General features: G+C 62.1%; 26 protein-coding genes and 2 tRNA genes. 23 read left to right on the top strand and 5 right to left on the bottom strand.

From position 1 onward, the window contains the following. Position 1 precedes the first annotated feature (1 nt). From HMI60_RS04225 to HMI60_RS04205, 5 genes are all read left to right on the top strand, one after another. Positions 2–241 carry a hypothetical protein gene (locus HMI60_RS04225; protein WP_018777814.1) on the top strand — a complete coding sequence of 80 codons (240 nt, stop codon included), beginning with the start codon at positions 2–4 and terminating at the stop codon, positions 239–241. 1 nt (position 242) lies between these two features. Further along, positions 243–920 carry a nicotinate-nucleotide adenylyltransferase gene (gene nadD, locus HMI60_RS04220; protein ID WP_079582179.1) on the top strand — a complete coding sequence of 226 codons (678 nt, stop codon included), beginning with the start codon at positions 243–245 and terminating at the stop codon, positions 918–920. A gap of 9 nt (positions 921–929) precedes the next feature. Continuing rightward, a complete protein-coding gene (locus HMI60_RS04215; protein WP_193590615.1) occupies positions 930–2,150 on the top strand; it encodes a hypothetical protein in 1,221 nt (406 codons plus the stop codon). 56 nt (positions 2,151–2,206) lie between these two features. Next, entirely contained in the window at positions 2,207–2,611 is a 405-nt protein-coding gene (rsfS, locus tag HMI60_RS04210; RefSeq protein ID WP_018777811.1) for a ribosome silencing factor, read from the top strand. A gap of 116 nt (positions 2,612–2,727) precedes the next feature. Then, positions 2,728–2,800 (top strand) — tRNA-Ala (locus tag HMI60_RS04205). Between the two features lie 125 nt (positions 2,801–2,925). Here the strand turns inward: HMI60_RS04205 and HMI60_RS04200 are convergent. Beyond that, on the bottom strand, positions 2,926–3,525 hold the full coding sequence (locus tag HMI60_RS04200; protein ID WP_018777810.1) for a ScbR family autoregulator-binding transcription factor: 600 nt from the start codon (positions 3,523–3,525) through the stop codon (positions 2,926–2,928). A 360-nt stretch (positions 3,526–3,885) separates the two neighbouring features. Here HMI60_RS04200 and HMI60_RS04195 point away from each other — a divergent pair. After that, positions 3,886–3,958: transfer RNA gene (locus tag HMI60_RS04195), tRNA-Ala, on the top strand. Between the two features lie 75 nt (positions 3,959–4,033). Here the strand turns inward: HMI60_RS04195 and HMI60_RS04190 are convergent. Further along, a complete protein-coding gene (locus HMI60_RS04190; RefSeq protein WP_018777809.1) occupies positions 4,034–4,411 on the bottom strand; it encodes a cupin domain-containing protein in 378 nt (125 codons plus the stop codon). A gap of 218 nt (positions 4,412–4,629) precedes the next feature. Here HMI60_RS04190 and HMI60_RS04185 point away from each other — a divergent pair, with 218 nt between their 5' ends. The 5 genes from HMI60_RS04185 to HMI60_RS04165 all read left to right on the top strand — a co-directional run bounded on the left by HMI60_RS04185 (position 4,630) and on the right by HMI60_RS04165 (position 10,269). Continuing rightward, entirely contained in the window at positions 4,630–5,760 is a 1,131-nt protein-coding gene (locus HMI60_RS04185; RefSeq protein WP_227453650.1) for a methyltransferase, read from the top strand. Positions 5,761–5,981: 221 nt separating this feature from the next. Beyond that, complete coding sequence (locus tag HMI60_RS04180) at positions 5,982–7,181, top strand: ROK family transcriptional regulator (RefSeq protein ID WP_018777807.1); 1,200 nt, start codon at positions 5,982–5,984, stop codon at positions 7,179–7,181. 33 nt (positions 7,182–7,214) lie between these two features. Next, the gene (locus tag HMI60_RS04175; RefSeq protein WP_193590614.1) at positions 7,215–8,585 is read left to right on the top strand and encodes an extracellular solute-binding protein; all 1,371 of its coding nucleotides are present in this window, start codon (positions 7,215–7,217) and stop codon (positions 8,583–8,585) included. Further along, on the top strand, positions 8,582–9,451 hold the full coding sequence (locus tag HMI60_RS04170; protein WP_110504716.1) for a carbohydrate ABC transporter permease: 870 nt from the start codon (positions 8,582–8,584) through the stop codon (positions 9,449–9,451). Before HMI60_RS04175 ends, HMI60_RS04170 begins: the two co-directional genes overlap by 4 nt. Continuing rightward, positions 9,448–10,269: a carbohydrate ABC transporter permease gene (locus HMI60_RS04165; RefSeq protein WP_193590613.1), complete on the top strand. Its 822-nt coding sequence runs from the start codon at positions 9,448–9,450 to the stop codon at positions 10,267–10,269. Before HMI60_RS04170 ends, HMI60_RS04165 begins: the two co-directional genes overlap by 4 nt. A gap of 21 nt (positions 10,270–10,290) precedes the next feature. Here the strand turns inward: HMI60_RS04165 and HMI60_RS04160 are convergent, their stop codons facing one another. Next, the gene (locus HMI60_RS04160; RefSeq protein WP_227453649.1) at positions 10,291–10,494 is read right to left on the bottom strand and encodes a hypothetical protein; all 204 of its coding nucleotides are present in this window, start codon (positions 10,492–10,494) and stop codon (positions 10,291–10,293) included. Positions 10,495–10,643: 149 nt separating this feature from the next. Between HMI60_RS04160 and HMI60_RS04155 the strand changes: the two genes are divergently transcribed. The 6 genes from HMI60_RS04155 to HMI60_RS04130 are packed head-to-tail and all read left to right on the top strand — an operon-like array spanning position 10,644 to position 15,776. Further along, positions 10,644–11,651 carry a MoxR family ATPase gene (locus HMI60_RS04155; RefSeq protein WP_018777802.1) on the top strand — a complete coding sequence of 336 codons (1,008 nt, stop codon included), beginning with the start codon at positions 10,644–10,646 and terminating at the stop codon, positions 11,649–11,651. Positions 11,652–11,662: 11 nt separating this feature from the next. Further along, positions 11,663–12,595 carry a DUF58 domain-containing protein gene (locus HMI60_RS04150; protein WP_193590612.1) on the top strand — a complete coding sequence of 311 codons (933 nt, stop codon included), beginning with the start codon at positions 11,663–11,665 and terminating at the stop codon, positions 12,593–12,595. After that, complete coding sequence (locus tag HMI60_RS04145; protein WP_039241741.1) at positions 12,585–13,046, top strand: hypothetical protein; 462 nt, start codon at positions 12,585–12,587, stop codon at positions 13,044–13,046. The genes HMI60_RS04150 and HMI60_RS04145 overlap by 11 nt, the downstream gene beginning before the upstream one ends. Next, complete coding sequence (locus tag HMI60_RS04140; protein ID WP_055976029.1) at positions 13,037–14,032, top strand: VWA domain-containing protein; 996 nt, start codon at positions 13,037–13,039, stop codon at positions 14,030–14,032. Before HMI60_RS04145 ends, HMI60_RS04140 begins: the two co-directional genes overlap by 10 nt. After that, complete coding sequence (locus HMI60_RS04135; RefSeq protein ID WP_193590611.1) at positions 14,029–15,066, top strand: VWA domain-containing protein; 1,038 nt, start codon at positions 14,029–14,031, stop codon at positions 15,064–15,066. Before HMI60_RS04140 ends, HMI60_RS04135 begins: the two co-directional genes overlap by 4 nt. Beyond that, positions 15,066–15,776, top strand: a complete 711-nt coding sequence (locus HMI60_RS04130) for a hypothetical protein (RefSeq protein WP_193590610.1) — start codon at positions 15,066–15,068, stop codon at positions 15,774–15,776. Before HMI60_RS04135 ends, HMI60_RS04130 begins: the two co-directional genes overlap by 1 nt. Before the next feature lie 92 nt (positions 15,777–15,868). Here HMI60_RS04130 and HMI60_RS04125 read toward each other — a convergent pair whose 3' ends face one another. Together HMI60_RS04125 and HMI60_RS04120 are read right to left on the bottom strand one after the other, a co-directional pair. Beyond that, on the bottom strand, positions 15,869–16,372 hold the full coding sequence (locus tag HMI60_RS04125) for a DUF2004 domain-containing protein (protein ID WP_018777796.1): 504 nt from the start codon (positions 16,370–16,372) through the stop codon (positions 15,869–15,871). A gap of 50 nt (positions 16,373–16,422) precedes the next feature. Next, a complete protein-coding gene (locus HMI60_RS04120) occupies positions 16,423–17,388 on the bottom strand; it encodes a LysR family transcriptional regulator (RefSeq protein ID WP_018777795.1) in 966 nt (321 codons plus the stop codon). A gap of 396 nt (positions 17,389–17,784) precedes the next feature. On the opposite strand from HMI60_RS04120, the gene nrdH reads away from it, so the two are divergent. The 6 genes from nrdH to HMI60_RS04090 all read left to right on the top strand — a co-directional run bounded on the left by nrdH (position 17,785) and on the right by HMI60_RS04090 (position 24,748). Further along, entirely contained in the window at positions 17,785–18,027 is a 243-nt protein-coding gene (gene nrdH, locus HMI60_RS04115; protein ID WP_011775022.1) for a glutaredoxin-like protein NrdH, read from the top strand. Between the two features lie 63 nt (positions 18,028–18,090). Next, complete coding sequence (gene nrdI / locus HMI60_RS04110; protein ID WP_018777794.1) at positions 18,091–18,561, top strand: class Ib ribonucleoside-diphosphate reductase assembly flavoprotein NrdI; 471 nt, start codon at positions 18,091–18,093, stop codon at positions 18,559–18,561. Positions 18,562–18,572: 11 nt separating this feature from the next. Next, on the top strand, positions 18,573–20,714 hold the full coding sequence (gene nrdE / locus HMI60_RS04105; RefSeq protein ID WP_018777793.1) for a class 1b ribonucleoside-diphosphate reductase subunit alpha: 2,142 nt from the start codon (positions 18,573–18,575) through the stop codon (positions 20,712–20,714). A 121-nt stretch (positions 20,715–20,835) separates the two neighbouring features. Then, positions 20,836–21,810, top strand: coding sequence for a class 1b ribonucleoside-diphosphate reductase subunit beta (nrdF, locus tag HMI60_RS04100; protein WP_011775019.1), 975 nt, complete (start codon positions 20,836–20,838; stop codon positions 21,808–21,810). A 276-nt stretch (positions 21,811–22,086) separates the two neighbouring features. Beyond that, on the top strand, positions 22,087–23,145 hold the full coding sequence (locus HMI60_RS04095) for an iron ABC transporter substrate-binding protein (RefSeq protein ID WP_039241728.1): 1,059 nt from the start codon (positions 22,087–22,089) through the stop codon (positions 23,143–23,145). Between the two features lie 4 nt (positions 23,146–23,149). Beyond that, positions 23,150–24,748 (top strand): iron ABC transporter permease, encoded by a 1,599-nt coding sequence (locus tag HMI60_RS04090; RefSeq protein ID WP_193590609.1) that lies wholly within the window; start codon positions 23,150–23,152, stop codon positions 24,746–24,748. The last annotated feature ends 3 nt before the right edge of the window (positions 24,749–24,751 follow it).

The following is a 24,751-nucleotide window of genomic DNA, read 5'->3' as shown; positions in this document are numbered from 1 at the left end:
GATGCTGTTTCAGCAGATCGCCACGTCCATTGCCGCCGAGACAGAAGGCGGCCACGAGGAACTCGCCCCGCTGTGGGCCGAGCCGTGGGTCTTCGGCGTCTCGATGTTTGCCCTGCTGCTGGTTCTCATGTTCGTAACCCTGTCCTACACCAACCTGGGTAACCGCCACGAGGCAGTGGAGGAGCACGCTGACCCGCACCGCCAGCACCCGAACAAGCACACCCACGGCCAGGGCCACTAACATTATTGCCGCAACACCTCGCGGGGAGTCGGAGCGCAGGCTTCGGCTGGGCGTGATGGGTGGAACCTTTGACCCCATCCATCACGGCCACCTTGTGGCTGCAAGCGAAGTCGCAGCCAAGTTCGACCTCGACGAAGTTGTTTTCGTGCCCACCGGTCAACCGTGGCAGAAGTCGCACAAGCTGGTCAGTGAACCCGAACACAGGTACCTGATGACCGTCATCGCGACGGCATCGAACCCACGGTTTACTGTCAGCCGCGTTGACGTGGACCGGCCCGGCCCGACTTTCACCATCGATACCCTTCGGGATCTTCGGGCCCAGCGCCCCGACGCCGACCTCTTCTTCATCACCGGCGCGGATGCCCTGGCCCAGATCCTGTCCTGGAAAGACGTGGACGAGCTCTGGTCCTTGGCCCACTTTGTTGGGGTGACCCGCCCCGGACACGAGCTGAACGACCTCGGCCGGACTGACGACGTAAGCTTGCTCGAAGTCCCGGCCATGGCCATATCCTCCACGGATTGCCGTATCCGCGTGGGTGCAGGCAACCCGGTGTGGTACCTGGTCCCTGACGGTGTGGTGCAGTACATCGCAAAGTATGGACTGTATGCACCTGACGCTGTACCAGGAGAACTGTCGCCGGCACTATCCGGATCAGACGACCAAGCACGTACTGAATGAGTTTGTAAAATGAGCAGCCAGGAACAGCGACCCATCCGCAGCAGGCGTGAGCTTCGCCGTGCCCGGGAACAGAACCCGGAAGTCCAGGCGGAGCCTACGGCCCCGCAGGAGACAGAGCCTGCTGACGGTGCAGAGCGCTCCAACGGACGCAACCGTCGCGCGGCGGATGCGCCTGTGGATGCGGTGGGTGCTGCGGCCCAGGAACGCTCGTCCCAGATCCGGGCGCGTGACCGCGCCGCACTGCGCACCATCAAGGAGCTCGCCGATAAGGAAGAGCAACTCTCAGGTGGCGGTCCGCCCACCCGGCGCCAGCTTCGGCTTCAGCAGCTTCAGGCAGAAGTCGCCACGTCCATGAACCCGGTTGTTCCCATGCCCGGCGCCAAGCCGAAGGCTGCGGACAAAGACGGGGAAAAGCCGCCGACGCGGGATGAGCCACAAGAATCCCCTCAGTCGAAAACACCGGCACCCACCGGGTCTGGCGGTGTGCCAGCGGCCGAATCAGAGATGTCCGTGGAACAGGCCCTTGCTGTTCGCGAACTGATTGCCGCGCAGGTCCAAAACCAGACTTCCAAGCTCGAACACATTGCCGAGCAGGATCCGCTTGCTGTTGATCCCGAGGTCCTGGCCCAGCAGATCGCCCTGGCCGAACGCGCCGCGGTGCTGAACAAGCGCGCTGCTGCCAAGCAAAAGCTGGCAGAGCAGAATCAGGCCGAACGGAACCAACCCGGGCAGAGCGGGCCTGGCCAGAACCAGCCCGGGCTGAACCATCCCGGGCAGGGTAAGGAGCCTTCTACATCGGCCGGTCCTTCGACGGCGAACAACCTCGCCATGGTGACTCCGTTGGAGTTCGTCAAGGTTCCCGGCGTCGAACGCCCGGTGATGAAGCGTCCCAGCACTACCTTTGTCCCGTTGGTCACCTCGTCCGGCCCCAAGCTTGATCCGGTACAGGCACCGGCGAAGGAACGTGCTCCGCGTGGGCGTGCGGGGGTTCTTGCCCGCGCCGAGGCGGTTGCCCGGTCATCCAGGAACAAAGCCACCTCCACGGCAGAAACAAGCGAAGAAACACAGCGGCCTCCTGTGTCTGCCAGTACCGCCTATGGACTGGATCCGCTGGATGCCAGTACTGCCGGCCTGGCCAGGGCCCAACGGAGCCGCTTGCTGCAATACGGCGTCCTGGCATTGGGCCTGTTTGCCCTGATCGTCGGCATCATCATGATTACCAGCGGATAGTTCCGCCCCAACGGCTCACGCCATTTCCCGGCCACACGCCATAACTAGGAGTTCCCTTGTCTGCACATGAACAATCCATCACCCTCGCCCGTCACGCTGCCCGTGCCGCGGCGGACAAGCTCGCAGAAGACATCGTCGCGCTGGATGTCAGCGAGCGTTTGGCGCTGACCGACGTCTTCCTGATCGCATCAGCTCCCACGGAGCGCCAGGTCAACGCAATCGTGGACGGGATCGAAGAGGAACTGCTGAAGCAGGACCTTCGGCCCGTGCGCCGCGAAGGCCGCTCCGAAGGCCGCTGGGTCCTCCTGGATTACGCCGACATTGTCATCCACGTCCAGCACGCGGAAGACCGCGTCTTCTATGCATTGGAGCGCCTCTGGAAGGACTGCCCCGTGGTAGATCTTGAACTCGGTGATGACGCTTCCGCCAAGGCTGCAACCTCGGAGGATTCCGAGGCCTAGGACGCTGCGGCAAGCGAATATGCCCGATTTGGAATTATCGGAAATGCTGTTCTAAGATATTTGAGTTGCTTCGGCGCGGATGGCTTCCAAAGCTAAGCGTGAAGCAGCAAGAATATGGGGCTGTGGCGCAGCTGGTAGCGCACCTGCATGGCATGCAGGGGGTCAGGGGTTCGAGTCCCCTCAGCTCCACCCTATGAGGCTCCGCTTCTCTTCCTGGATCATCCGGTGAGGGAGGCGGGGCCTTTTTCGTGTCCGGATTCCCGGCACGAAGCTGCCGACCCTGGGGTGGGCTGAAAGACCCGCCCGGTGCCGGGCTAGTCCGGTGAGCCCGGTCGGACGGGAGACAGAGCCGGCAGCATGAATTCCCACATTTGCTCTATGCGCTGCAACACGTCGTCACGTCCGGTCAGTACGTCGGAAACCAATTGGACGCCGGTGAAGGAGGCCACCAGGTACCGGCCGAAGGCGGCGGCATCCAGGTCCGCGCGGACCGCGCCCTCAACCTTGGCCTGCCCCAGAAGGCCCTCTACCGTGGCGATCCAGTCCTCGTAAGGCCCGGACACATCTGCCTCGAACGCTGAAGCTTCAAAGGTAAGGCGTATGCCGGCCCGGACGATCGGTTCGTCCAGGAGTTGCCGGCCAAACATCCTGCAGAGCGCGATGATCTTGTCCAACGCAGGTGCGCTGGTGCCCAGGATGTCGGAACCTGCAGCCAGGACCTTGGAATGTTGTTCTTCGATCACTGCAAGCGCCAGGTCCCGCTTGGACGTGAAGTGAAAGTACAGTGCCCCCTTTGTCACCTCGGCGTGCGCGATGATGTCAGCCAGGCTCGCCTTCGCATAACCGATCCCGGCGAAGACCGATGCCGCCCCTTCGATGACGGCCAGCCGGGTTTCCTGCGCGCGTTGCTGCATCCGTTGTGAGGACCTCTCATGGTGGGCTGGCGGCGGAAGTAGCCGCCGTCGGGATTTCACAACGCTATCACCGCGCAAGTGCGGAAAGGCAGGGAAACCGACTGGACGGTTTTGTTTTCTGGCGCGGGGATCCTAGACTCCTTGGAGCACGTCATTTTGGGAGACTCCGCACGGCCCGTTTTTGGGGGGAGGTGCAGTGGTTCGTTCCACGCACCTCGGTCGTGCGGGTCTCCCGAAGGACGGGCGCCCGACGTGATGCACCTCACCTTCCGGCGATTTCTCTTCCGCTGGGATTGTGGTTAGTATTGACGAGTTGCTTCGACGGGAAGAGAAATACTTCCTGATGAAGTCAGCAAATCCGGGGCTGTGGCGCAGCTGGTAGCGCACCTGCATGGCATGCAGGGGGTCAGGGGTTCGAGTCCCCTCAGCTCCACTCCGGTAGAAAGACCCCGCTCAATCGAGCGGGGTCTTTTGCTTTCGGTCTGAACCGCAGCTCCAGCCCGGACGCCTACTTGAGGGCTTCGGCAAATTCGGCTCCGCTGACGAACTCGATGCCCTGGAATGGCTGATCTCCTACCACCCGGGCATTGTGTCCAGGAGGGATGGAGTAGGAGGATCCCGGGGAAATGCTGATCTTGCCGCCGTCGTTTGTTTCGACTTCCAAGGAACCGGAAACGCAGAACCCGACGTGGCTTAACTGGCACGAATCGGTGCCAGCGGCAGGCTTGATGCAGTCTGCCCACGTCCAGCCTGGTTCAAACGTCATACGGGCGATGGTGTAATCTCCCACAGTGACCAGGTCCACTACGGTTTTGTCCGCACGCCGGGTTTCGTCGGGAGAGTTGTGGGACTTTGCGTCCAGGTTCGTGACAACATTGACGCTCATGGCTTCTCGCAAGGGAAAGGGGAGCCCAGTGACGGGTGGTCCCGGCGCCTGGCTCCTGGGGTCGCCGTGACGAATGCCGGCCACCTTCGGGGTCTTCTCACCGCGCGGAGGAGGGCAGGTGTTTGCGTAGTGCCAGCTTAAGCTTCCTCCGAAGCACCCATAAAGTCGAGACGCCGGCAGCGGCCGGTTATTGAAGCAAAGAAAGCGGGAACCTCCTAGTGGCGGTATTGGATCTTGGGGCGCTCTTTGACTCATTGAGCAGGTTGCCGGACGTAGAGGCCGACAACTTGCAGGCCTACGACGCCACGGACAAGCTGCTCTTGGAAACCGCCGTCGAATTCAGCTCTCCCGATACCAGGATTGCCGTCATCGGCGACCGGTACGGTGCGTTGACCCTCGGCGCTTTGGCGGGGCTCGGCGTCGAACATGTCCGCGTCCACCAGGACCTTTTCTCCGGGAGGCTGGCCCTAAGGCGCAATGCGCAGGGGACCGGTGCCGAGGGGAAATTCAGCCCGCTGGAGCTCGGCAGGGAACTGCTTGAGGATGCGGAGCTGGTGCTGCTGCAGTTGCCTAAAGCCCTGGCGGAGTTGGAGGAGATCGCCGACGCCGTTGCACGGTTTGCTGCCCCGGGTGCTGTTTTGCTCGCCGGTGGTCGCGTAAAGCACATGACAATCGGCATGAACAGTGTGCTGGAAAAGTATTTTGGCTCCGTCCAGCCACAGTTGGCCCGCCAAAAGTCCCGGGTCCTGGTGGCGCGGGACGCCAGGCCGGTCAATGCTGCCCCGCCCTTTCCTGTGGTTGAGCCCTTGCCCGAACTGGGAATCACCGTCAGTGCCCAAGGTGCAGTCTTTGCGGGGGCACGCCTCGATATTGGGACGCGCTATCTGCTGACATTCCTTGACCGCATGCCCCAGGCACGGTGTGTGGTGGACCTGGGGTGCGGGACGGGTATCCTCGCCACCATGGTTGCCTCGCGGCAAAAGAAAGCACGGGTTATCGCCACCGACCAATCTGCCGCGGCCGCTGCCTCGGCAAGGGGCACCGCTATGGCAAACGGACTGGGGGAGCGGATCACCGTACTCCACGACGACGCCATGTCGTCGCTCCCACCGGCCAGCGCCGATCTCATCTTGCTGAATCCTCCCTTCCACTTGGGCGCCAGCGTGCATGCCGGTGCCGCGATGCGGATGTTTGAAGCAGCCGCCCGTGTCCTGGCGCCGGGCGGGGAGTTGTGGACGGTGTACAACAGTCACCTGCGCTACCGGCCGACGCTTGAACGGCTGATCGGTCCCACCGTGGAAGAAGGCCGGAATCCAAAGTTCACGGTGACGCGCAGCAGGAAGCCTTGAGGGCTGTTCGTGACGTGTCAATGAACTGTGCTCGCATACAATGCAGTGTCATCGTTACCAACCCCTGACTTCCGAGCCAGCGTGTGCTCGTATCCGTGGGAGCAGTGGTGTCGTACGATGCACACAGAGACCAAATTCGACGAAGATTTTCCGAATGACTAGGGGCATCAGTGACTGAGATCCGGCAGCCGACACCGAGGCGCGGAACCAACCTACCCCGCATGGGGGACTTCAACCTGACCGTCATTCTGGAGGCGATCCGGCGGTCTTCGGGCGGACTCAGCCGTGTGGAACTGGCGCAGATCGTGGGGCTGTCGCCGCAAACGATTTCGAATATCTCCCGACGACTCCTTGACCAGCAGCTCATCGTCGAGGCAGGCAAAGAAGGGTCCGGTCCGGGAAAGCCGCGCACTATCCTCCGCCTCAACCCTGCGGGAATGTACGCCGTGGGAGTGCACCTGGACCCTGCAGTCATCACTTTCGTCGTACTGGACCTGCTGGGCGATGTCGTCAAGCACTCCCGGATGGCTACTCCCGGTGGCGACCCCGCGGGGGTGATCACCAGCATCGCCGAACAGATCCAGTCACTCATCGAGGAGTCGGGTGTCGACGCGTCAAAGATTGCCGGGCTGGGTGTTGCAGTTCCGGGTCCGATCGACCTCGACGAAGGTTCCGTGGTGGAGCCGCCACTGCTGACGCGTTGGAACAGGGTGCGGATCCGGGAAGCGTTGGCAGATGCCACGGGCCTGGAAACGCTGGTGGACAAGGACGTCACCAGTGCGGCGGTGGCCGAGACCTGGGCCGGCGGCGCGAGCGGCGCGGGAAGCTTCGTTTTCATGTACATGGGAACCGGCATCGGTTGCGGCATCGTCCTCAACGATGAGGTAGTGCGCGGGACCTCCGGCAACGCCGGCGAAATAGGCCACATCGTCGTTGACCCGGGAGGGCCGCAATGTGATTGCGGGCTTCAGGGTTGCGTCAAGTCATCCTGTATTCCGCAGGTGTTGGTGGCGGAAGCCGAAGCGGCAGGCGTCCTGGACGGGAACCGCCACGGGGCGGACGGTCCTGAAGTGCAGGAACGTTACGCGGAGTTGTGCGACAAGGCCGACGCCGGCGATGAACGCGCCATAGCGATTCTGGATAAGTCGGCAACGCTCGTGGCGCGGGCGGTCTCCGTGGTGACCAACACCCTGGACGTGGAGCGTGTGGTCTTCGGGGGACCGTTCTGGGGCCGCATGTCACCTTATTTCCTGGATCGCGTTCCCAGCCTCCTGGACAAAAACAACGCCGCCCGCATGATCCACGGGCTCGAAGTCGTGGGGACCGGCGTAGGCGAAGACGTCGGTGCCATCGGTGCTGCTTGCCTGGTCCTGGAGCACATGCTTGCCCCCCGCGCCCAACGGCTTCTGCTGGAGGGCTGACCCAGCAGCGCACGTTTGACTGATTGGAGCACCATGCGCCCAATGAAGACCATGCGATCCATGAAGATGGTGGCCGCAATTGCCGTAGCTGCCATTCTTGCCGGGGTGACGTCGTGTTCGTCCACGCCGGACGCAGCCGGGAAAACGACCCTGAAGATCGTGTACCAAAAGACCGATGCTTTCACAGCGCTCGATGCCGTGATGCAGGATGCCAAGAAGGAATTCGAGGCGGCCAATTCCGGCGTGACGGTTGACCTCCAGCCCATCCAGGCCAACGATGACGACTACGGGACGAAACTCGCCCTGGCGCAGCGGTCCCCGGACACAGCACCGGATGTCTTCTACGAAGACACCTTCAAAGTACGCTCCGACGTCGACGCCGGCTACTTGCTCAAGTTGGACAGTTACCTTGGGAAATGGGAAGACTGGGCGAAATTCAGCGAAGCCGCGAAGGCGGCCGGCCGTGCAGACGACGGGGGAATCTACGCAGTGCCGCTGGGCACGGATACGCGTGCGATCTGGTACAACAAAGCCGTGCTGCAGAAGGCCGGGATTGCTGTTCCGTGGCAACCGGAAAGCTGGGACGACATTCTGGCGATGGCCCGGAAGGTCAAAGCCGCCGATTCCACAGTGATTCCCTTCACCATGTACGCCGGCAAGGGTACGGGCGAAGGCACAGTGATGCAGAGCTTCTATGAGCTCCTCTACGGGACCGGCAGCACCCTCTACGACGAGGACCAAAGGAAGTGGGTGGTCGGTTCCCAGGGTTTCACTGACTCCCTGGCGTTCCTGAAGACCCTCTATGACGAGAAACTCGCCGTCAGTCCTGCGGAAGCACTGGATGCCAATGTCTGGAAGAAAGTCTTCGGAGAGTGGTTCCCGCAGGGCAAACTGGCGGCCACCGTGGAAGGTTCCTACGCGCCGTCGTGCTGGAAAAAAGGCGGCGCATACGAGTGGGCCGGCTATGAACAGGACATGGCTGTGGCCGCCTTCCCCACCCAGAAGGGCCAGGAACCAGGCAGCGTCAGCATGTCGGGCGGTTGGACTTTGGCTGTGGGTGCTGGGACCAAGAGCCCCGAGCTTTCCTTCCAGTTCCTCGCCACCGCGCTGAACAAGAAAAACGCCTTGGCGTACGACATCAATAACTCGCAGATCGCCGTTCGAACGGACGTGGCCGCTGAGGCGGGTTATCTTGCAGCGAATCCTTTCGTCAAGGACGTGTCCGCCTTGGTGGACGTGACGCGCTACAGGCCGGCGACTGCTGACTATCCGCGGATTTCCACCGCTGTCCAGGTCGCCACGGAATCGGTCATCACAGGCAGGCAGAGCCCCCAGGAGGCCGCCGCGGAGTACGATGCCACTGTCCGCAAACTGGTAGGTGAGGACAAGGTCCTGCAGCGATGAAGATTTGCCGCCTCTCGCGGCTCCTGCCAGTAGCCCCGGCCATTCTGCTCCTCCTGGTTTTCCTGCTCGCTCCCGTGGCCTGGTCGTTCTACGCCTCCTTCACGGACGCGGCCCTGACCGGAAAAGCGGCAAGGGAGCCGCAATGGGTGGGCGCGGAGAACTACGTCCGGATGTTTACCGACGACGCCTTTCCCATGGCTACGTGGCTCACCGTCGTTTTCGTTGCTGCTTCGGCCGTGCTGGGCCAGAATCTCCTCGGCCTGCTGATCGCCCTGCTCATGACACGCTCACGCAAAACCGTGTCGGACTGGGTGGGCACAGCCGTGGTGGCTGCCTGGGTTCTCCCTGAAATCGTGGCTGCGTTCGCGGCATACGCGTACTTCAACCGCGACGGCACTTTGAACCAGATACTGGCTGCACTGGGAACCCACGGCTTGGATTGGCTGTATTCGTTCCCGCTGGTGGCCATCATCCTGGCCAACACCTGGCGCGGTACGGCCTTCTCCATGCTCGTGTACCGTGCAGCGCTGGGGAATGTTCCCCGGGATGTCTCCGAGGCCGCGCTCATGGATGGTGCCCGGGGGTGGCAGCGGCTCACGTTCATCACCCTTCCGCTGATCAGGAACAGCATCGCCACCAATCTGATGTTGATCACCCTGCAGACACTGGCCGTGTTTACCCTCATCTGGGTAATGACAGCGGGGGGACCCGCCAACGCCAGCACAACCTTGCCTGTTCTCGCCTACCAGGAAGCATTCAAGTTCGGGGACATCGGTTATGGCACAGCGGTAGCATCGGTCCTCATCCTGCTGGGAATGGTCTTTGGTGCGGTGTACGTGTGGCTGCTGCGGGAGCGGCGCGCATGAAGGGCTCCAGGGCCAGGCTTGGTGCCGACGTCGCTTTGCTGGTGATTGGCCTGTGCTTTGCGGCGCCGCTGCTGTGGTTGGTGCTGGCCGCCGTCGACCCTCAAGCGGGGTACCAGACCAAGGTGCCATCGGCGCCGTCGATGATTAACTTCAGCGCCGTCCTGACACCAGAGCTCTTGGGCCGTCCGCTGCTCAACAGCTTCGTCTTATCGGCCGGTACTGCCCTGGTGAACGTACTTGCAGCCGTCCTGGCCGCCTACCCGCTGTCCAGATACCAGTCCCGGTTCAACAAGCCCTTCATGTACACGGTGCTGTTCGGCACTTCACTGCCAGTGACCGCCATCATGGTCCCGGTCTACGGCTTGTTCGTTCAATTGCAGCTCCTGGACTCCATGGCTGCGACCATCTTCTTCATGGCCACCACGACGTTGCCCATGGCGATCTGGATGGCCAAGAACTTCATGGACTCGGTTCCCCTGGAATTGGAAGAGGCGGCGTGGATGGACGGGGCATCGAACCTGACGACGTTACGGACCATCGTTCTGCCGCTCATGGGACAGGGGCTTGGAGTGGTGTTCATCTTTGTGTTCATCCAGGCGTGGGGGAACTTCTTCGTCCCCTTCATCCTGCTGCTGTCCACGGCAAAGCAACCGGCGGCCGTGTCCATCTTCAGCTTCTTCGGCCAGCATGGCGCCATCGCCTACGGCCAGCTGGCTGCGTTCTCCATCCTCTATTCCGTCCCGGTGTTGGTTCTTTACGCGGTGGTATCACGGGGCATGGGGAACTCGTTTGCGATGTCCGGGGCCATGAAGGGCTGACCCGCGGGTAAGTGCGACGGTTCAGTCGATGTCTTCGATGATCTCGCCGAAGGGAATTGACTCGTCCACGTGAGCCTGGTGCCCAGTAGGTCCCCGGTTGAAGGTGATGCGGACACCGTGCCGCTGGTCGGCTGCTGACTGGAGGAGAACGGGACGTACGGCATCGATGACGTGCTGGTCCTGCGATGCCAGATAATTCTGATAGGCGGCTGGTAGCTGATGCATGGCAAAAGGATAGACCTCCGGCGCCCCCATGGGGAGGGGTACCCATTGCGGCCTTGACCGGGGGCCGTTTGGATAGAGTGGCCGATGCAGGCGGAAACACAAAGCCCACCGCTTGCGGCACGACTCATAACGCCAGCGAGGGGACCCCAGTGCACCAGACCACAGCCACGGCCGGAATCGATGCACCGGACATGGCACGCGCCCAGCAACTAGTGGGCAGCATAGTCCGGAGCTTCGAAAACAAGGTAGTGGGCCAAACCCGGCTGCGTGAGACCCTGGTGATCGGCTTGCTCACCGGAGGGCATGTGCTGTTGGAGAGCGTTCCCGGACTGGCCAAGACCACGGCAGCCCAGGCCATCGCGGAATCGGTCAGTGCCGACTTCCGCCGGATCCAGTGCACGCCGGACCTGCTTCCCAGCGACATCGCGGGAACCCAGATTTTCGACGCCGCCAAGGGCACCTTCGTCACGCAGCTGGGGCCGGTCCACGCCAACATCGTCCTGCTGGATGAGATCAACCGATCCAGCGCGAAAACCCAAAGTGCCATGCTCGAGGCCATGCAGGAACGGCAGACCTCGATCGGCGGGGAATCCTATCCGCTGCCGCAGCCGTTCCTGGTGCTCGCTACGCAAAACCCGATTGAGCAGGAGGGCACCTACCGCCTTCCCGAAGCGCAGATGGACAGGTTCATGCTCAAGGATGTCCTGGACTATCCCAGCCCTGCCGAAGAAGCCGAGGTCATCCGCCGGATCGACGCCGGCGTGTTCAGTGCCGGGCAGAAACCGCCGGCGGCCGCGTCCCTCGATGCGGTGGTTCAGGTCCAGGAACTCGTGCGTCGGGTCTACATCGACCCGGCCATCGTCCGGTACATCGTTGGTCTGGCCTATGTCACCCGCAACGCGTCACAGTACCTGGAACCCCACCTTGCCAACCTCGTGGAGTTCGGGGCCAGCCCGCGGGCCAGTATCGCCTTCAGCCAGGCGGCACGCGCCTTGGCCCTGCTCAACGGACGCGACCACGTCATCCCCGAGGACGTGAAGAACCTCGCCCACCGCGTCCTGCGCCACCGCATCATCCTCGGCTTCGACGCCGTCGTGGAGGGCGTTGCCGTGGAGACCGTCATCGATGCCGTCCTGGCGTCCGTGCAGACGCCGTAACGGGGCGGCAGGTGCCCAGCCTCCTCAGACGCGTTAAGTCGAAGATGTTCATCTTCGCCCACCGCAGGACCCTCACCCTGCTCGACGGCGAGTACGGTTCGGTTTTCAAAGGCCGAAGCCTGGATTTCGATGAGCTGCGCGCCTACGTCCCCGGCGACGAAGTCAGGGACATTGACTGGAAAGCCACAGCAAGGCATGGCTCGCCCCTCGTCAAGCGCTACGTGGCCATTCGACGCCACTCAGTGCTGTTGCTGGTGGACACCGGCAGGAACATGGCAGCAGAAGCTCTTTCCGGGGAGAACAAAAGGGACATCGCTGTTCATGCGGCGGGAGTCATTGGGTACCTCGCCTGCCGTCACGGCGACGACGTAGGCCTCGTGCACGGAAATGAGGGCGGCTCCCGGTACAGGCCTCCCAAAAGCGGCGAGGAACACCTGGAGAGGCTGCTGCGGGAGATCGACTCAAGCATCAGTCCGGACGCCCGTCCCAGTGACATAGCAGAGCAGATGGACTACGTCCTGCGGTTCATCAAAGGACGGATGCTGGTGGTGGTTGTTGCCGACGAGGTTCTGCCTGATGCCCGTACCGCGGACCTGATGCGCAGGCTACGGGCACGGCATGAACTTCTTTGGCTCACGGTCCGCGACGCCGACCTCGCACCAGGGCCGGATGCACCGGGTCAAGAGGACAGGATGGACATCGGTACCGGCTCCGGCATACCGCTCCCGCTTGCCGCAGACCGGGCAGTACGGGCCGCTTACAAGCGGGCGATGACCCAGCGTGCGGACCAGCGCAGGGACCTTTTCCGCCGCTTGGGTATAGCCGAACAACAAACTACCGGCAGCGATGACGTCGTAACGACGGTCTTCGCCCTCCTGGAAAAGCACCGCCAGGGAGCACTCGCTTCCCGGGGCGGGCCGAAAAGGGGTCAGGGTGCCGGCTGAAACCACGTTCTACGCACCATTTCAATACCAGGCCCAGTGGATGTGGCTGGGGATCCTCCTCCTTGTGCTGGTCGCAGGATGGTACGGATGGCTTTTCCGGCCACGACGGGCACCCGGGCCCGCCGGGCAGACGGGTGGACAACCGGACCTGGAAGCACTGCGGTCATCCTGCCTGGACGCGATAGAGGCAACCGCAAGGGATGCCGACGCCGGGCGGGTGCCGGTGCGCGACGCCCACCAGAGGCTCAGCTTCCTCGTGAGGGAGTTCGCGGGAGCTGCCACAGCACTGCCCGTCACCTCAATGACCCTGGCTGAGCTGCGCCGTCAGGGCTTGCATGGCCTGGCCGACGGGATCGCGGAAATCTATCCCAGTGAATTTTCGGCCCTGCCGGTTCAATCAGTAAGCCACTCTGCCGATATTGCCCGCCAGGTGGTTCAGGCATGGAACTGACCTACTGGTGGATCCTGCCGCTGGCAGCCGCAGCGGTGGCGGTCAGTACCCTGCTGTACCTCCGGCGCCGGCGGCCAGTGCTGACCCGGGCTATTGCCCATGGCGACCGGCTCACCGGCCTGCCCGAATACCAGCATGCCCTCCGCCGCTACCGGGTCCGGCTGGTCCTCGCCGCACTGCTGGCAGGCCTGTTCCTGGCAGCAGCGGCGATCACTGCCGCCCGCCCGGCCCAGCGCTCCACCGAACAACCGGAGATCCGCAACAGGGACATCGTCCTGTGTCTGGATGTCTCCGGATCAATGACCAGCACCGATGCGGCCTTGGCAGCTGTGTTCAAGGACCTCGCCAAGGAGTTCGACGGGGAGAGGATCGGCATGGTCATCTTCGACAGCAGCAGTGTCCAGCTGTTTCCCCTCACCGATGATTACGACTATGCCGAGGAGCAGCTCACCCAAGCCGAAAAAGCCTTGGCGGACGGTGCGGGCTCGTTCTTCGACGGCACCTGGAACGGGGAAGGCTCATCACTCATCGGTGATGGACTCGCCTCCTGTGTCCAGAGCTTCCCGGACACAGCCGGCAATGGCGTCACCGCGGAGGACACCAAGCGCTCGCGGTCCGTGGTGCTAGCCACCGATAACTTTGTTTCCGGTGCGTCGATCTTCTCCCTGTCCGAAGCGGGCGCCTTGGCCGCCGGCAAGAACGTGAAGGTTCACGCCCTCAATCCCAGCGACATGGACTACGGGGATGATTCCGGACAACCTGGTGCGCAACTCAAGGCGACCGCGGAGGCGACAGGCGGCACCTATTCCACCCTGGATAGCCCAGATGCCGTGCCGCGTATCGTCCGGCAGGTCCAGGAGACCGAGGCCACCGCCTACTTGTCGGCCCCGCGCTCCGTTGTTGCCGATGCACCCGCCTGGCCCCTGGGCGTCGCGCTGTTGGCCGGGCTGGGAATGCTGGTACTGGGAAGGAGGCTCGATCGATGATGAACAACGCCCTGACCTTGGCCCCGATCCTGCCCTGGCCTGTCCTCGCAGCCCTCGGCCTGGGCGCCATCGCGTTCACTGTCTGGACGGCCTTCCCCCTTATCAGGGACAACGGCGGCAGCCCGGTGCAAAGCCGGTCACGGCGCGCCGTGCGCCAGGCGGTGATCCGGTGCGTCGTCGTCGTGCTCCTCCTGCTTGCCGCCCTGCGGCCGGGCTGGGCCGGCGGGCAGGCCAACACCACGTCCGCGGACCTGGACGTCTTCTTTGTCGTGGACAGCAGCACCAGCATGGCAGCCGAAGACTACAACGGAACCGGCACCCGGCTGGCGGGAGTCCGCCAGGACGTCATGGCGATCGCAGAGGAGCTCGCCGGAGCCAAATTCTCCCTGATCACCTTCGATGACAAAGCCACCGTCCGCATGCCGTTGTCCCAGGATGCCAGTGCACTGCAAACCAGCATGGCTACGCTCCAGCCCCAGAATCCCCGCTACGCCAAGGGCAGCAGCGTGAGCGGAGCCGGTCAACTCCTCAAGGAAAGGCTCGCCGCCGCGCAGGAACAGCACCCGGGGCGGCCAGCCCTGGTCTTCTATGCAGGCGACGGCGAGAACACCAGTAATACGGCTCCGTCGCCCATGGATGGAGCCAACGTGGCCGGGGGAGCAGTCCTTGGATACGGGACTGCCGCCGGAGGGCGCATGAAGGACTCCTCAAAGAGCGCCCCCACCTACGTAAAGGATCGAGGCTCCGGCGGAGGCCAGGACGCGATCTCGACAATCGACGAAACGCAGCTGCGCACCATCGCAGGTCAACTCAATGTCCCCTACACCCACCGGACTGGCACCGGACCCGTATCCGACATGCTCGAAAAAGCGCAGCCCGGAGCTGTCTCCGCGGGTGACGCGGATGTGCCGGGCAGGATCGAGCTCTACTGGCTGCTCGCACTGGCGGCTTTCGTCCTGGCCCTCCCGGAACCATTCAGGCACCTGGGCGCGCTTCGGGCGGCCAGGAGTCCGCAGTCGAAAGAGCAAAGCTGATGACCGCCATGAATTCACGACGCCGAAACCGTCGCCTCGCGCTCTGGTCGGCTCCTGTTGCCCTCCTGGCGTTCGCAGCCGCTGCGAAACTCCTGAGCGTGGGCATATTGGGTGGCGCGGCGGAAAGCTCCTTCACGGCAGGAATGCAGGGCGGGGTGGCGCAGGCGGCATCGTGGCTTGGGGTGGCCAACGTGCTTGAATCCCATAAGGCCCCGTTCGCTGCCGGAGATGCAAAGGTCCTGGCCGGCGACTTTGCTGCTGCACGGGCGGACTTCGAGGCTGCGTTGAGGGCCGGCGGCGGAGTGGACGAGTGCAGGATCCGCGTGAACCTCGTGCTGAGTGTGGAGAAGCTCGCGGATTCGGCACCTGATCCGCAGGCCAAGGACAGGCTTGTCCGCGAAGCCTTGGCGGTGATCGACGCAGCGCCCGCCCAATGCCAGCAGCCCGGACCTGCGAATGCGGCGGGGGAGGGGGACGCCCTTGCGGCAGCCAAGGACCGGCTTAACGGACAGAAGGACCGAGGCGACGAGTCGAAGGACAACGCACCGCAACAGTCCACGCCGCAATCGTCCGCGCCGCCGCAGGACAAGCAACTCCAGCAGCTCGAAGAGAGTGCCCGGAAGGCCCAACTCGAGCGGGGAGAGGGCCAGGAGCGTGACGAGTATCTGCGCGGACCCGACGACAGTACCGGTGTGGAGAAGCCCTGGTGACCGATCCGGCGTCGAGGATTCACCATCCGCAGGACCGGTGTCGTTAAACTGCCATCGGCTCCTACCCGCCGTCGGGCGTCAAACGCCTCGTGCTACTCCCACAAAATCTCGTCGTCCACCACGCCGTCTTCGTCCGCGGCGGCCACCAGCAGTTCGTCCGTGAAATGCGAGCCGAGGGTGAAATCGAGGACGAAATAGCGCTCGGGCTGTCCAGGATAGATGGCTACATGGCCGAGCTTGAGGGCTTTAAGGAAGACATCGTTGGTGAGCTGGTCCTTTTCCCGGACACCAAAGACTGACTCGAGCTGTTCCTCTTTGAGCTGGGAACAGTGGAAATGGAGGAACTGCTGGGGATTGGTACCGTCCTGGTCAAGTTCGTCGGCGATCATCTCGCGCACCTGGTCCACCAGTTCGGGCAGGAAACGCAAACGGTAGTCCACCTTGCGCAGGGCCGCCTCGTCGAAGTGGTCATGCGCAGTGACATTCAGGTCCAGTTCCAGCTGGTTGCCGCCGAGCTCATGTCTGGCGACGAAGCAATGGTCGCGCCCGTGATTGAGTTCTATCTCCCCAAAATGTTTGCTCGCTACCTTGCCCATGTGATCAATCTAACCCCTACATCCAGTGCGTTCCAGCACTTGGGGATATTTCACGTGCGCCGTTGCGGGCCCTTGACAGGAGTGGTTTTCAGGGGGTGGAGACCGCTCTTGCCTGCCGTGCCACGGAGGGTATCAGCCAGTAGCTGGGTGAAGAGTTGGACCTGGGCAGTCCGCTTTTCGTTGATCAACAAGGCGAAGACGTTTCGTGCCAGCCGGATGTCCGGAACATCAAGAACCACGACGCCGGCCGGCCGGTTCCGCAGTGCCAGTTCCGGTACCAGCGAGGCACCAAGCCCCGCCGCGGTCATTTCAAGGCTCGCGTGGAAGTCGTCGCTGTAGGCCACCACCCGGGGATGCAGGTTGCAGCTGGCGAACAGGCGCTCAATGACCAATGCATCGCTGGTGCCGGGGTGGTGGACGATCCACGGCATGTCGGAGAGGTGGGCGGCTTCGATCTCTGCATCCTCGCGGATTTTCCAGGAGGCCGGCAGGACCACGCGGAAGTCGTCGTCGCCGATCCACTGCCGTTCGAGCGAATGCGGCCACGCCAAACCGGACTGTCCCACCTGGTACACGAGGGCCACGTCGAGCTCGCCACCGCTCCGGAGTCCCTGGATGGTTTGCGCCGGTTCGGCTACGGACACTTTGAGTTCGATGCCCAGCCCGTTCCATCTTTCATTCCTGAGGATGTCCGGCAAGACATAGGTTGCCAGGCTGGGGAAGATGCCCAGGCGCAGTTCCTGGGCGGGGGAGTCGTTGGTCCGGGACGCTGCAGCCATGAGGGCTTCCACGTCTGTCAGCACCTTCGAGGCGTGCCGCGTCATGGTCACTGCGGCTTCCGTCGGCACCACGCTTCGTGCTGAGCGCTGGAAGAGCTCGACGCCGGTATCGCGTTCCAGCGCGGCCATCTGTTGGGAGACTGCCGAGGCTGTGTAGCCCAGTTGGGCGGCGGCGGCTGCGAAGGAACCCAGCCGGGTTACCTCCATCAGCGTCCGGAGGTGGAGAAGGTTGACCATCAGCAGATTTTAGCTGTTCGCCACGCCACATTTTCAAAGTGTCACGACACGCCGGACGGGGGCGACACGCTGAAGATTAAATGTGGCTAAGTAGTCCACAGGGTGTGGATGACATCTCTCAGTTTGGCGGAATTGCGGACATTTTGAACCCCTTGCCCTGTGGACGAGCGGTGGATTGAATGACATACTTGTAATACATCATCTTGGGGTTCCGGCGAGGCGCTTGCACTACATGTAGTATCGATTTACGGATTGAGCGGGAAACCAGCACAAGACTAAATAAGAGCGTGTTGGCTGTCACGGCAGCCTGCGGGCCGGTATCGGATTCAGTAGTTAGTTCCGGTTGAGCCCGCCAGATACGAAGAGAATCAGACTTCAACTTAGGGGACAGGGATCATGACCGTAACGGTTTACACGAAGCCGGCCTGTGTTCAGTGCAACGCAACCTACCGGGCACTCGACAAGAAGGGCATCGCCTACCAGAGTGTCGATATCTCCCAGGACGCCGAGGCCCTTGAACGCCTCAAGGCGCTGGGTTACATGCAGGCCCCGGTTGTCGTAACCGAGCAGGACCACTGGTCCGGTTTCCGCCCGGACAAGATCGAGGAACTGGCCCAGGCCGTTTCCTCCGTGGCCTAAGTTTCCATTCAAACTTCGCCACCACGCCACACCAAGAATTCCTATGTAGTTGAGGTGACTCCCATGGCACCGCTGGCCGCGGCTACCGCACGCAGAGCTGTGGAAGCTGTCACCACGAGGAGTCACCTCATCTACTTTTCCTCAACCTCCGAGAACACCAAACGATTCGTCCAAAAACTGGGCAGGGACGCAGCCCGCATCCCGCTTTATGCCCAGGACGCTCCGCTTCAGGCGCTGGAGCCCTTCGTCCTGGTACTTCCGACGTATGGAGGTACCAACGGTGAAGGTTCCGTACCGAAGCAGGTCATCAGGTTTCTGAACGATCCCCGGAACAGGGAACTGATCCGCGGTGTTATCGGAGCAGGGAACACCAATTTCGCGGACAACTACTGCGCAGCCGGAGACATCATCTCCGTGAAATGCAAAGTGCCGCATCTCTACAAATTTGAACTCATGGGGACGCCGGAAGACGTCCAACGGGTCAACGAAGGGCTGGAAAAGTTTTGGACACAACTGTCGCAGAAACAGAAGTAACCGGGGGCGCTGTGGACACGGCCAAGAAGCCGCTGCCTGAGGCCTATAAGGGCCTGGGCTATCACGAGCTCAACGCCATGCTCAATCTGTATGGTCCGAACGGTGAGATCCAGTTCGAAGCCGACCGCGAAGCTGCGCACCAGTACTTCCTGCAGCACGTGAACAACAACACCGTGTTCTTCCACGATCTCGAAGAGAAGCTCGACTACCTGGTCAAGAACCAGTACTACGAGCGCGAGACCCTCGACCAGTACACGATGAACTTCATCCGCGAGCTCTTCAACCGCGCCTACAAGAAGAAGTTCCGCTTCGAGACCTTCCTTGGCGCGTTCAAGTTCTACACGTCCTACACGCTGAAGACTTTTGACGGCAAGCGTTTCCTGGAGCGCTACGAGGACCGTGTCTGCATGGTTGCCCTGCACCTTGCCCGCGGCAATGAAGAGCTGGCCAACCGCCTCGTCGACGAAATCATCGACGGCCGCTTCCAGCCTGCTACCCCGACGTTCCTGAACGCCGGCAAGGCCCAGCGTGGCGAGCTCGTCTCCTGCTTCCTGCTCCGCATCGAAGACAACATGGAGTCGATCGCCCGCGCCATCAACTCCGCCCTTCAGCTGTCCAAGCGTGGCGGCGGTGTAGCACTCTCGCTCACCAACATCCGTGAGCACGGTGCCCCGATCAAGCAGATCGAAAACCAGTCCTCCGGTGTCATCCCCGTCATGAAGCTCCTCGAAGACAGCTTCTCCTACGCCAACCAGCTCGGCGCCCGCCAGGGTGCAGGTGCCGTGTACCTGCACGCGCACCACCCGGACATCCACCGCTTCCTGGACACCAAGCGCGAGAACGCTGACGAGAAGATCCGCATCAAGACGCTCTCCTTGGGCGTCGTCGTTCCGGATATCACGTTCGAGCTCGCAAAGAAGAACGAGGACATGTACCTCTTCTCGCCGTACGACGTCGAGAAGGTTTACGGTGTTCCGTTCTCCGACATCTCGGTGACCGAGAAGTACTACGAGATGGTCGACGATTCCCGGATCAAGAAGACCAAGATCAGCGCCCGCGAGTTCTTCCAGACCCTCGCGGAGATCCAGTTCGAGTCCGGCTACCCGTACATCATGTTCGAGGACACCGTGAACCGGGCCAACCCGATCGACGGCAAGATCACCATGAGCAACCTGTGCTCGGAGATCCTGCAGGTTTCCTCGCCGTCCATCTACGCCGAGGACCTCAGCTACGAGACCGTGGGCAAGGACATCTCCTGCAACCTGGGCTCGATGAACATTGCCAAGACCATGGATTCGCCGGACTTCGGTCTTTCCATCGAGACGTCCATCCGCGCCCTCAGCGCTGTGTCGGACATGTCGTACATCAACTCGGTGCCTTCGATCGCCCAGGGCAACGCCCAGAGCCACGCGATTGGCCTCGGCCAGATGAACCTCCACGGCTACCTTGCCCGTGAGCACGTCCACTACGGTTCCGAAGAGGGCCTGGACTTCACCAACATCTACTTCTACACGGTGCTGTTCCACGCCCTGCGCGCGTCCAACCGCCTGGCCATCGAGACCGGCCAGAAGTTCGGCGGTTTCGAGAAGTCCACCTACGCAAGCGGCGAGTTCTTCGACAAGTACACCGAGCAGGAATGGGTTCCGGCAACGGAGCGTGTCCGCGAGCTCTTCGCCGGCCACCACATCCCCACCCAGGATGACTGGCGCGAGCTGAAGGCATCCGTCATGGAGCACGGTATCTACAACCAGAACCTCCAGGCCGTTCCGCCTACCGGTTCCATCAGCTACATCAACAACTCCACCTCGTCGATCCACCCGGTGGCCGCCAAGATCGAAATCCGCAAGGAAGGCAAGATCGGCCGCGTCTACTACCCGGCTCCGTACCTGACCAACGACAACCTGGAGTACTACCAGGATGCCTATGAAATCGGCTACGAGAAGATCATCGACACCTACGCCGCTGCCACGCAGCACGTGGACCAGGGTTTGTCCCTGACGCTGTTCTTCAAGGACACCGCCACCACGCGTGACATCAACAAGGCTCAGATCTACGCATGGCGCAAGGGCATCAAGACGCTCTACTACATCCGTCTCCGCCAGCTCGCGCTGGAAGGGACCGAGGTTGAGGGTTGCGTCAGCTGCATGCTGTGATCGACCTTCAACGGTTGATAAATTGCGGCAGTTGCCGCGCTCATAACTGAAAAGCACGACGGCGGGTCACCACCCGCCGTCGTACGCTTACCTTAAGAACCCAACGCTAAAAGGGGATGAAATGACCGAAAAGGTCAAGCTGCTGACACACGTCGAGGCCATCAACTGGAACAAGATCCAGGACGACAAGGACGTGGAAGTCTGGAACCGGCTGGTCAACAACTTCTGGCTTCCGGAGAAGGTGCCGCTGTCCAACGACGTCCAGTCGTGGCACACGCTCACGCCGGATGAGCAGCAGCTCACCATGCGTGTTTTCACCGGCCTCACCCTGCTGGACACCATCCAGGGCACGGTGGGCGCTGTCTCGCTGATCCCGGATGCGATCACTCCTCATGAAGAAGCCGTGTACACCAACATCGCTTTCATGGAATCCGTGCACGCGAAGTCCTACTCGTCCATCTTCTCCACCCTGTGCTCCACCAAGGAGATTGACGACGCTTTCCGCTGGTCGCTCGAAAACGAGAACCTGCAGAAGAAGGCGCAGATCGTCATGGATTACTACCAGGGCGACGATCCCCTGAAGCGCAAGGTGGCGTCCACACTGCTGGAAAGCTTCCTGTTCTACTCGGGCTTCTACCTCCCGATGTACTGGTCTTCACGCGCCAAGCTGACGAACACGGCCGACCTCATCCGCCTCATCATCCGTGACGAGGCCGTGCACGGTTACTACATCGGCTACAAGTTCCAGAAGGGCTTGGAGAAGGTTTCCGAGGCCCGCAAGCAGGAAATCAAGGACTACACCTTCGAACTGCTCTTTGAGCTGTACGAGAACGAAGTCCAGTACACCCACGACCTCTACGACGGTGTTGGCCTGGCCGAGGACGTCAAGAAATTCCTGCACTACAACGCCAACAAGGCCCTCATGAACCTTGGCTACGAGGCCATGTTCCCGGCTTCGGTCACCGACGTGAACCCGGCCATCCTGTCGGCCCTGTCCCCGAACGCTGACGAGAACCACGACTTCTTCTCCGGCTCGGGCTCTTCCTATGTGATCGGCAAGGCCGTCAACACGGAAGATGAGGACTGGGAGTTCTAGTTCGTCCAAGTGATCGGAAATCTGCTCGGGATCAGCTGCGGAAGCGGCTGGTCCCGAGTCTTTTTGTGCTCTGAGCGGCCCGGTGACCGCCAAGCGTTTGAAGTATTAGGTCATGTAAGACTTGCGTAATTATGGTGATACTGATCACTTTTAGGCCATCCGGCTTTGCAGGTAGGCAAGCCTTACCTACTCTTACAGAAGCGCGCCTTCCCAACACTCAGGCCTGCACGGACGAAGGTCCCCCAAGAGTTTTTGTTCGCAGAAAGAAGTCCCCCAATGAACATCCCCAAGAAAGCGCTGGCCGGAATCGCCCTCGCGGCAACCGCAGCACTTGGCCTCAGCGCCTGCGGCTCCAACGCCGGCAGTGCCCCCGCTTCTTCCGGTTCCGCCTCCGGAGGCACAGTCTCCGGTGAAATCACCGTGTACAACGCCCAGCACGACACCCTGACCAAGGAATGGGTGGATGCCTTCACCAAGGAGACCGGCGTTAAGGTCACCATCCGACAGGGCTCGGACACGGAATTGTCCAACCAGATCGTCCAGGAAGGCCAGGCTTCCCCGGCTGACGTCTTCCTGACTGAGAACTCTCCGGCAATGGCGCAGGTAGAGAACGCAGGGCTTTTCGCCGACGTGGACAAGGCAACCCTTGACCAGGTCCCCGCTGAATTCCGTCCGTCCACCGGCAAATGGACCGGCATCGCTGCCCGCTCCACCGTCCTGGTGTACGACAAGAACAAGATCAGCGACGACCAGCTGCCCAAATCGATGCTCGATTTGGCCAAGCCGGAGTGGAAGGGCAAGTGGGCAGCGTCGCCGTCCGGCGCCGACTTCCAGGCTATTGTTGCCGCGCTGCTTGAGCTAAAGGGCGAAGCAGCAACCGAGGAATGGCTCAAGGGCATGAAGGAAAACTTCAAGGCCTACAAGGGCAACAGCACGGCCATGAAGGCAGTCAATGCCGGTGAAGTCGACGCCGCGCTGATCTACCACTATTACTACTACGGCGACCAGGCCAAGACCGGCGAAAACTCAAAGAACGTAACCCCGTACTTCTTCAAGAACCAGGACCCGGGAGCTTTCCTTTCCGTCTCCGGTGGCGGCGTCCTCAAGTCCGCCAAGAACGCGGCCGCTGCCCAGGCATTCCTGAAGTTCATCACCGGCAAGCAAGGCCAGGAAGTCCTGAAGAACGGCACGTCCTTCGAGTACGCCATCGCCTCTCAGGTGGATGCCAACGCCAAGCTCGTCCCGATCAAGGACCTGCAGGCTCCCACCGTGGACCCGGCCAAGCTGAACTCCGCCAAGGTCACCGAGCTGATGACCAAGGCAGGGCTCCTCTAGTTCTGTGATCACCGACCTCCCGGCTTCCCGACCACAAGGAACGGAAAGCACGACGACGGCGGGCAAGGGCAAACGCCCTCGCCCGCCTTTCGGCGTTTCCACCGTGTCCATCCTGGCAGTGCTGATAGCCCTGTTTTCGCTTCTTCCGCTGGGCTACGTCGTCTACATGACCGTCGCGACCGGCTGGGACACCGCCGTCCAGCTCATCGTCCGCCCGCGCGTGGGTGAGCTGCTGCTCAACACGATCCTGCTGACCGTCATCACCATCCCGCTGTGCTTGCTGCTGGGGGTCGGTGGTGCGTGGCTGGTGGAGCGGACAACGCTCCGGGGGCGCCGCTGGTGGGCCGTTGCATTGGCTGCCCCGTTGGCTATCCCTGCATTCGTCAACAGCTACGCCTGGGTTTCGGCCGTGCCGTCCCTTGAGGGGCTGTGGTCCGGGGTGCTGATAGCGACCCTTTCCTACTTCCCGCTGGTGTACATACCCGCCGCTGCCACGCTTGGCCGCCTGGACCCGGCGATCGAGCAATCCGCCGCCTCCCTTGGGCTGGGTCCGTGGGCAGTGTTCTTCCGGGTGGTCGTGCCCCAGCTCCGCATTGCCATGACGGGCGGGGCCCTGCTCGTTGGACTGCACCTCCTGGCCGAGTACGGCGCCTTCGCCATGATCCGCTTCGACACCTTCACGACGGCGATCATGGTCCAGTTCCAGTCGACGTTCAACGGTGCCGCCGGCAACATGCTGGCCAGCGTCCTGGTGGTGCTCTGCCTGTTCCTGCTCCTTGCTGAAGTGAAGAGCCGCGGGACGGCGCGCTATGCACGCATCGGATCGGGTGCCCAAGGCAAGACCACGCAGCTGCCGCTGGGTGGTTACCAGCTGCCGGCCCAACTGAGCCTCTTGGCGCTCACTGCGCTGGCGTTCGGTTTGCCGCTCTGGTTTGTCCTGAAGTGGGTGATCGCAGGAGGCGCCGAGGTCTGGGAGGCGGAGGAATTCCTTCCGGCACTTCTTCAGACCCTCCTGTACGGGGCTGTTGGAGCGGCTGTGACCACTGTGGTTGCCTTCCCCATGGCTTATCTGGCTGTCCGGCACCCCAGCTGGTTCAGCAAGCTGCTTGAACTCTCCAACTACGTCACCAGTTCCCTTCCGGGAATTGTCGTTGGCCTGGCCTTTGTGACCGTCAGCATCCGGGTGGTGCCAGGTGTCTACCAGACGGCAGGAGTCCTCGTTGCGGCCTACGTGTTGCTGTTCCTTCCCCGGGCGTTGGTCAACCTGCGCTCCGGCCTCGCGCAGGCTCCCAAGGAACTCGACGAAGCTGCGCAATCCCTGGGCAAGGCCCCCTTGGTGTCGTTCTTCAAGGTGACGCTGCGGCTCACGGCCCCGGCCGCTGCCGGGGGAGCGGCCCTGGTATTCCTGGCCATTGTCAATGAACTGACGGCCACGCTGCTCCTGGCGCCCAACGGTACACGGACCCTGGCCACCGAATTCTGGAGCAAAAGCAGCGAGATCGACTACACCGGGGCAGCTCCCTATGCCTTGCTGATGATCCTGCTCTCGGCTCCCATGACGTACCTGCTTTTCCAACAGTCCAAGAAAGTAGCCGGACAGTGACAG

Source organism: Paenarthrobacter sp. YJN-D, from assembly GCF_015040335.1.
GTDB classification, from domain to species: domain Bacteria; phylum Actinomycetota; class Actinomycetes; order Actinomycetales; family Micrococcaceae; genus Arthrobacter; species Arthrobacter nicotinovorans.
The sequence above is the reverse complement of the archived record's forward strand: the minus strand, read 5'-3'. Positions and strand labels throughout refer to the sequence as shown.